Source organism: Patescibacteria group bacterium (genome assembly GCA_028707065.1).
GTDB lineage: Bacteria > Patescibacteriota > Patescibacteriia > Patescibacteriales > WJLG01 > JAQTUZ01.
The window spans coordinates 1-8045 of the sequence record JAQTUZ010000023.1 but is presented as its reverse complement, the minus strand read 5'-3'; the positions used below and the strand labels follow the sequence as shown (position 1 = coordinate 8045).

At 47.0% G+C, this 8045-nt stretch carries 8 protein-coding genes; all 8 read left to right on the top strand.

Features of this window, described 5'->3' with window-relative positions; all coding sequences use genetic code 11:
• The coding region (locus PHE24_06130; protein ID MDD4902683.1) for a DUF5011 domain-containing protein at positions 1 to 1739 on the top strand (1739 nt) is incomplete at its 5' end.
• 498 nt (positions 1740 to 2237) lie between these two features.
• Positions 2238 to 2861, top strand: coding sequence for a hypothetical protein (locus PHE24_06125; protein ID MDD4902682.1), 624 nt, complete (start codon positions 2238 to 2240; stop codon positions 2859 to 2861).
• 160 nt (positions 2862 to 3021) lie between these two features.
• Positions 3022 to 4122 carry a PEP-utilizing enzyme gene (locus tag PHE24_06120; protein MDD4902681.1) on the top strand — a complete coding sequence of 367 codons (1101 nt, stop codon included), beginning with the start codon at positions 3022 to 3024 and terminating at the stop codon, positions 4120 to 4122.
• Positions 4123 to 4162: 40 nt separating this feature from the next.
• A complete protein-coding gene (locus tag PHE24_06115) occupies positions 4163 to 4324 on the top strand; it encodes a hypothetical protein (protein ID MDD4902680.1) in 162 nt (53 codons plus the stop codon).
• 147 nt (positions 4325 to 4471) lie between these two features.
• A complete protein-coding gene (locus tag PHE24_06110) occupies positions 4472 to 5824 on the top strand; it encodes a hypothetical protein (protein MDD4902679.1) in 1353 nt (450 codons plus the stop codon).
• Positions 5825 to 5964: 140 nt separating this feature from the next.
• Positions 5965 to 6777, top strand: coding sequence for an undecaprenyl-diphosphate phosphatase (locus tag PHE24_06105; GenBank protein MDD4902678.1), 813 nt, complete (start codon positions 5965 to 5967; stop codon positions 6775 to 6777).
• Positions 6778 to 6829: 52 nt separating this feature from the next.
• The gene (locus tag PHE24_06100) at positions 6830 to 7408 is read left to right on the top strand and encodes an RNA polymerase sigma factor (protein MDD4902677.1); all 579 of its coding nucleotides are present in this window, start codon (positions 6830 to 6832) and stop codon (positions 7406 to 7408) included.
• Positions 7401 to 8045, top strand: a 645-nt coding sequence (locus PHE24_06095) for a hypothetical protein (protein ID MDD4902676.1), incomplete at its 3' end; no start/stop codon positions are given. The genes PHE24_06100 and PHE24_06095, both read left to right, overlap by 8 nt.

Below are 8045 nucleotides of genomic sequence, written 5' to 3'. Positions count from 1 at the left end.
AGATTGGCGTTGCGCAAGCCGCGGTCTCTGCCGCTGTCGTCGGTGAAGCTCCCGGCCAATATACTCAAGATTCCGTGGACACTTTGAACGCCGCCATCGCCGTTGCTCAAGCCGTGACTGAAACTCAAGCTCAATCAGAAGTTGATGCCGCGGTTAGCACGCTGACCGGCGCCGTAAGCGCTTTTCAAGATAGCCAAATACCGACCCCTAACACTTATGCTATTATCGCCTCGGCCGGTGACTATGGCTCTATCAGTCCTTCCGGTTCGGTTTCGGTAACTGAAGGCAGTGAACAAGATTTTGATTTTATTCCCGAAGAAGGTTATATGGTTTCCGACGTGTTTGCGGATGGAGTTTCTCAAGGAGCGATGAATTCTTATATTTTTTCCGATGTAACTTCTGACCATACGATTGCCGTGAGTTTCATGGCAATTCCCATCACCGTTATTTCCATAGCTCCTATCGATGACATCAATGTCGCTAACGGCACCGCTCTCGAAGCTGTTGGTTTGCCGATAACCGTCAGTGTCATTTTAAGTAATAATGAAACCGCTCAGTTATTGCCGGTCACTTGGGATGGCGGCTTGCCGGTTTATAATGGCAATGTTGCTGGAATTTATGCTTTCACCGGAACTTTAGCATTGCCCGAGGGTGTTTCTCCGACCGATCTGAAGGCGGGCGTGAACGTGACCGTGGCTGATGATATCACCCCTCCGGTCATCAGCGCTCACGAAAATATTACGGCCGAAGCGGCTTCGGCTAGCGGTGCGACAGTGAATTATAGATTGCCGTCCGCTATCGACGAGGTTGACGGCGGGGTCGCGGTTGTCTGCAAGCCGGCTTCCGGTTCAACTTTCCCGTTGGGGACAACGACCGTCAATTGTTCAGCTTCCGACAATCATGAAAATACCGCCACCTCATCTTTCTTTGTCATTGTTAAAGATACTGTTCCGCCGGTCATTACTCTGATTGGCGAGCCGTCGATCATCCGGGGATTTGGCACGACTTATACCGAGCAGGGCGCCAGCTGCAAGGATGCCGTTGATGGCGCTATTCAACCCGTGATTAGCGGAACAGTCGATACTAATACTGCCGGAACTTACATAATTAAATACGATTGTTCTGACGCGGCCGGCAATGAAGCTGACCAAATAATTCGAACTGTGATCGTTAAAGAATATCAGGCTCCGGCTTCTCCCAGCGGAGGAGGCAGCTCATCTTTCGTGGCCACTCCTTGCACCGGCGTTGTTTACGGCGATTGGGGAAGTTGCGTCAATGGAATCCAATATCGCGATGTCTTAAGCCAGGCTCCTAAATTCTGTACTTTGAGCGCCGGTCAGCAAGCGGTTCGAACACAGGCTTGCGGCGCGGCTCTTACCGCCGGCGGCCAGGTTTTGGGCGCGAAAGTTTACGCGGTCGGTTCGTTATTGCGCACTCCGGACAAAAGAATTTATGTTGTTACTTCCACCAGCACGGTTAAATATATTTCCAGCTTGAAAGAATTATGGCAATATCGCGGCCGTGAAATCTTCAATGTCAGCTATGAAATCATCGCCCAGTATAAACAGATTTTGGGAGTGAAGATTTATCCGGACGGAACTTTGCTCCGCGGGCCGGACATGAAAATTTACGTGCTGATCAACGGCAAAAAGAATTACATCTCCAGCTTGAAAGAATTATGGCAATATCGCGGACGCATAATTTATAACGTGAGCGCCGATGTTATCGCGGCTTATTAGATAAAAGTTTTCTCGGCCCCTCAGTGCAGTCTTGATGTGGAAACTGCGGCGGGGCAAACGATATAAAAATAAAGCAGGGCCGGTCAATGGCCCTGCTTTATTTTAAAAATGTCCCCTCCCGGGGAGGGGACGAATTTATTATAATCCTCCCTGTCTCGCCAACCCACCCCGGCCGCGAGGCGCGGCCACCCCTCCCGAGAGGGGAAGCGAGCCACCCCTCCCGTGGAGGGGACAAATCAAGACTTGACAATTTATCGGTTTATGGTATATAATAAAGTGTTATTTAAAATATTAAATTAAATTGTCTAAAAACGGGGGCTGTCGCCGAATGCTCTTTGAGCATAAATCATTCAGATTTTGAGGAAATTTTTTAAAGAATATTGAGGGTGATATGGTTATATCAGCCGAAACATTCTTTAAAAAATTTACCAAAATATGAAGATTTAGGCCAAAACGGCATTCGGCGATAGTCCCCTGATAAAATTAGGCAAAATTATTATGAAAGGAAAAATTTTAATGGGAAGCATCATTGCTTTGGCGATTGCTTTTTCCAGCTTGGCTGGAGACAACAATTTATTCGGCGTTAACGCCGTTTCCGCCGACACCTATCCGATAAATTCCATCCCTTGCGCTACTGTCACTTACAGCGCTTGGGGAGATTGCATCAATGGCATCAAAACTCGCGACGTGATCGACAAGACGCCGATCAATTGTTCCTTGACTCTCAATGAACAGCAAGGACGCAGCGAAGTTTGCGGACAAGTTTTGGGATTGAAAATTTATGCCGTGGGCACTCTGTTGCGCGCTCCGGAAGGCAAGATCTACGTGGTTATGCCCGGACAAGCGATCAAGCTGATCCCGGATCTCGCCGCTCTGCAAGCTTATCGCGGCCGCGAAATCCATAATGTCAGCGACGCGCTCATCAAGCAATACCGGCAGAATTTCGGACAAGTTTTGGGGGTTAAAATCTACGCCGACGGAACTTTGCTCCGCGGCCCGGATCACAAAATTTATGTGATCGTCAACGGCAAGAAGCAATACATCCACAGCTTGCAGGAATTATATCAATACCGCGACCGCCGAATAATCAATGTCAGCGCCGCCGTGATAGCTGATTTCTAAAAGATAATTGAAGATAAATCAATAAAGCAGGGCCTCTCAATGCCCTGCTTTATTTTTTGCCGCCTTGTCGGCCCTATGGTAAAAATATCAGAAACTAAGCTATAATATTAATTGAATTTTAACATATCTCTTTAACTGTTCGGTAACCGGATATAACATTATGAAAAAGATAGAAAAAATTCTTTCCCGGGACATGACCGCGATCGACATGCGCGCCTGGGAGATCGGCTTGCTCGGCGGCCTGAAGCGCTGGCTGGGCTGGTCGTATAGCGATCTGATTTTTTATTTTCATGATAAATATTCCGACGTCATTCTTTTGCGGGAGGAACATTACGGGAAGTTTTTAAATTTTGTTTTGAAGAAAATAAAACAAGACGCGAACTGGTTTCCCGCCGAGTATCAAAAATTTGTTTCTTTGACCCGGGAATTTTTTTCTTTTTTCAGCGGCGCCAGAAAGAAATTAAGCAAAAAAATCAGCCGCGGGGAGATCGTCGATATTTATCAAACTTATTGCGGTTATATGGCAAAACATTTTGGGCCGTTCGTGGTGATGAAATGGCTGCCGATCTGGCTGGAAGACAAGCCCGCGCTTAATAAATCATTCAGCCGCGAAGTGAAATTAGCCGTCAAGGCGCGCCAAATATCGGAAAAAACTTTGCCCCAGGGCCGGGAGCTATGCGCTTTGATCATGGAGGCCGTGGCGGCTAAGTTATCATCAGTTAAGTCATTAACTGATTTTATTACCGAGAAAGAATTTTTAGCTTTTTTGGAAAAAGGGGAGAAACCTGACGTCAAAGAATTGAAAAAAAGAAAAGCGGGTTTTATCTGTTCCCGGCGGGGGGTTTTCTTAACCGGCGGCCGGCCGGCTAAAGCCCAAAGAATTTTGGCTAAATCAGGTTACAGCTACGATTTTAGTTCGCTGGAAAAGATTCAAGATTTTAAAGGGCAAGCGGCTTTTCGGGGTTTGGCCCGCGGGCGAGTGCGATTGATCATGATCAAAAAAGAGATCGGAGATATCAGAAAAGGTGAAATTTTGGTAACTTCCATGACCACTCCGGAATATTTGCCGGCCATGAAAAAATCGGCAGCTTTCATCACTGATGAAGGAGGCGTTACCTGCCACGCGGCGATCATTGCCCGGGAAATGAAAAAACCTTGCGTCATCGGGACGAAGATCGCCACCAAGGTTTTAAAAACCGGCGATCTGGTCGAGGTCGATGCCATTAACGGGATCATTAAGAAGCTTGATTCGTTCAAATAGAATTTTTTCGGAATAAGTATTTTTGTGTTAAGACAAGGCTATGGATAAAAAAGTCGTGATGATCGGCATGGTTATCGGTTCGGTGATCGGGGGATATCTGCCGACTCTTTTCGGCGCTGGCGCTTTTTCCTACGCTTCGGTTTTGTGCGGATTCTTGGGCGGCGTCATCGGCATCTGGCTGTCTTATCGGCTGATCAGATAATTCCCCTCTATTAAGAGGGGTGTCCGCCCAGAGCGGACGGGGTGTGTTATGGCGGCGGGGCGGGTTGTCCGCGAATTATCAATCTTAGCTTAGGCTCTATTGATTAGGGCTTTTTTATTTGGCAATTATTAATGATATAATGAAGCTATGACGAAGAAATACCTATTTTTTTGGCTTTTTTTACTTTTGCTCTTGCCGTGTTTTTTGTTTGGCTCGAAAATTTCGGCCCAAACCGCGGATCCGTACGCGCAACAGCTTCAGGATGTGAACGCGCAACGGGCGGCCTTGCAAAAGCAATTGAGCGATATCGAAGCGCAGATAAATCAATACCAGAAAGATCTGACCAAGATCGGCGCGCAGAAAAATACTTTGGCCAATAAAATAAAACAATTGAAGATCAAACAGGCGCAATTGACCTTGCAGATCAAAGAGATGACTTTGCGTTTGGAAGATTCCCAGGTGCAGATCTTGCAGAATCAGGCCGATAGCCAGGCCAATGAAAATAAAATTTCCGTGTTAAAGGATCAGCTGGCCTTGATCATCAAACAGATGTGGAAATTGGATCGCTATTCCTCGCTGGATATTCTGGTTTCTTCCCAAAATATTTCCAATTTTTATGATAAGCTGCGCGGCTTCGAAGTCATCGGCGAAGGCCTGGGCCAGATCTTGCAATCGTTGAAAATTGCCGATCGGGATTTGCAGAACACCAAAGAACAATTGGCGGCTAAGCAGGCTGAGGAGCAAAATTACGTGCAGATCGTCAGCTTGCAAAAAGATCAGCTGGCGGTGAATTTGCAGGATCAAAATTCCTTGCTGGCGCAAACCAAAGGCAAAGAAGAAAATTATCAGGATATGTTAAAGCAAAGCAAGGCGCAGGCGGCGATCATCAAAAATAGGATTTACAGCTTGATCGAAGTCAGCAAACAGATCACTTTCGGCCAAGCCGTCGAGGTCGCGACTTGGGCGTCCAAACAAACCGGCGTGCGTCCGGCCATGCTCTTGGCGATCTTGACGCAGGAATCAAATTTGGGAAAAAATGTCGGCACTTGCAACCGCGAAGGCGACCCGCCTTCCAAAAGCTGGAAGGTGGTAATGAAGCCGGAGCGCGATCAGCAGCCGTTTTTAACGATCACCAAAGAGCTGGGCCGCAATCCTGATATTACGCCGGTGTCCTGTCCGATGAAAGATAAGAGCGGCAAGCAGATCGGCTGGGGCGGAGCGATGGGCCCGGCGCAATTCATTCCTTCCACTTGGATGGGCTATCGCGGCAAGATCACGGCGATCACCGGCAGCGCGGCCGATCCTTGGGATATTCGCGACGCGTTCTTGGCCGCTTCGCTTAAATTGGCCGCTGACGGCGGAACAAATCGATCGGGCGAATGGGCGGCGGCGATGAAATATTTTTGCGGCTCGACCAATTCCGCTTTCCGCTTTTACGGCGACAATGTCATCGCCACGGCGGAAAAATATCAAGCCGACATTGACCAGCTGAACAATTAGTTGATTAGTAATTAGTTAATTGGTTGATTAGTTAATTAGTTTTATAGCAAACGGGAGCCCGGTATATTACAACTAATTAACCAATTAACTAGTTAACTAATTTGTTTATAATCGTTATAAAAAAATTAGTTTTAAAAATTATGCTCAGCAGCTTACATGCAATAATCTTAGGGGCAGTCCAAGGTCTGACCGAATTCCTGCCCATCTCTTCTTCCGGCCATCTGGTTTTGATCCCGTATTTTTTCGGCTGGAATTATCAGGGGGTTGTTTTCGACGTGGCTTTACACGCCGGCACGGTCGTGGCGCTCTTGGTTTATTTCGGGAAAGATTGGTTGATAATAATTAAGAACGGCTTTACCAAGAAATCCACTTTGGTCAGCGAAGCTGCCTGGCCGTATCCGCGAAATTTTTTATGGCAAATAATCATTGCTTCCATTCCGGCCGCGATCATCGGCCTGCTGATCGACAAATACGCGGGAGATATCCGCTCGGTTCTTTTCGTTGCTTTTAATTTTGCTTTTTTCGGCTGGCTGCTTTGGTTTACCGATAAAAAAGCCAAAACTGATTTGGCGCCGGAGGCAATGACTTATGGCAAAGCTTTTATCGTCGGGCTGTTTCAGTCGATCGCCTTGATCCCCGGAGTTTCCCGCGCTGGTATTACTTTGACCGGCAGCCGTTTGATCGGCCTCGGCAGAGCCGAGGCGGCGCGCTTTTCTTTTTTGCTCGGCACGCCCGCGATCGTCGGCGCGTTTTTGCTGGAATTGCCCAAGATCGTCAAAGACGATCTGAATTTGTCTTTTTGGCTGGGGGTGATCGCGGCCGCGGTTTTCGGCCTGGCGGCGATCAAATTCCTGCTCGGCTATCTTAAAAAAAACGACTTCTCTTTATTCTTGTGGTATCGGATTGGCCTTGCTTTGCTGATCGCGGCCGTCTTTTTATTCCGGTTTTACTGAAGAAAATCAGGGTTAATTGCGTAATTACTTATTAAGGAATAACCCAGTGTTCATGACAAAAATTCTCGATCAGCGAGAGCAAACTGATGAGCAATTGGTTAAACTGGCGCTCTCCGACCGGGATAATTTTTTGTATATTGTCAATCGGTATAAAGATAAGCTTTACGGCTACATCAGGAAGATAACCGATGCGAGCGCGGAAGACGCCGAGGACATTTTGCAGGAAGTTTTTTTGAAGGTTTATCTGAATTTGAATGATTTCAGCCTTGATTTGAAATTTTCTTCCTGGATCTTCCGCATCGCGCACAACGAAGTGATCAGCGCTTATCGCAAAAAACGGGCTCGGCCCCAGCATCAAGCCGTCTCTTTGGACGAGACGGTGACCGAAAGCATCGCGGGCGATTTTAATATCAATCAGAAGATCGACGCCGCGCTGCTTCAGGAAAAAATTTCCGCGGTTTTGCGGCGGATCAGGAAAGAGTGCCGGGAAATAATCATCTTGAAATTCATGGAAGAAAAAAGCTATCGGGAAATATCAGATATCATTAAAAAACCCATGGGTACCGTAGCTTCGCTGATGAATCGGGCTAAAAAAGAATTTATCGCCGAATTTAAAAAACTTTATGGATGAAATCAATCAGGAATTCGGGCCGAAACTGCTCGAAAAAATAAAAGAAGAAAAGATCGCGCCCAAGCCGCGCTGGGCTTTTTTGCTTAAAGAATACGTGGTTTGGGGGGCGGGATCGCTGTCGCTCGTTATCGGCGGCTTGGCCACTTCGGTCATCATTTATTTTTTATGCGATAACAGCCTGGAGATTTACCAAAAAATGGACGGCAGTTTGTTTAAATTCATCTTCTTTACTTTGCCTTATTTCTGGCTGATCTTTTTGGCTTTTTTCATCTTTGTTTTATATTATAATTTTAAGCATACCGGCCGCGGCTACCGTTATTCCGTGGCGGCAGTAGCGGTTGCCTCGATCCTCGCGAGTTTTATTTTAGGCGCGATATTTTTTCAATTGGGCGCCGGCCGCTTGATTGATGATCTCTTGGGCGAGCGCTGGCCGCTTTACCCGCAAGTTTTCAATCAGCCGATCGCTTTTTGGAACGCGCCCGAAGAAGGCAGGTTGACCGGCCTGGTTATTTCTCAAATTTCTGACAGTGAATTTATTTTATGGGATATTGATCGGCAAGAATGGCAAGTGGTGTCCGCGGCAGGCCATTATTTTTTGCCGGGGGCGGTTGAAATAAGCAAGCCGATCAGAATTATC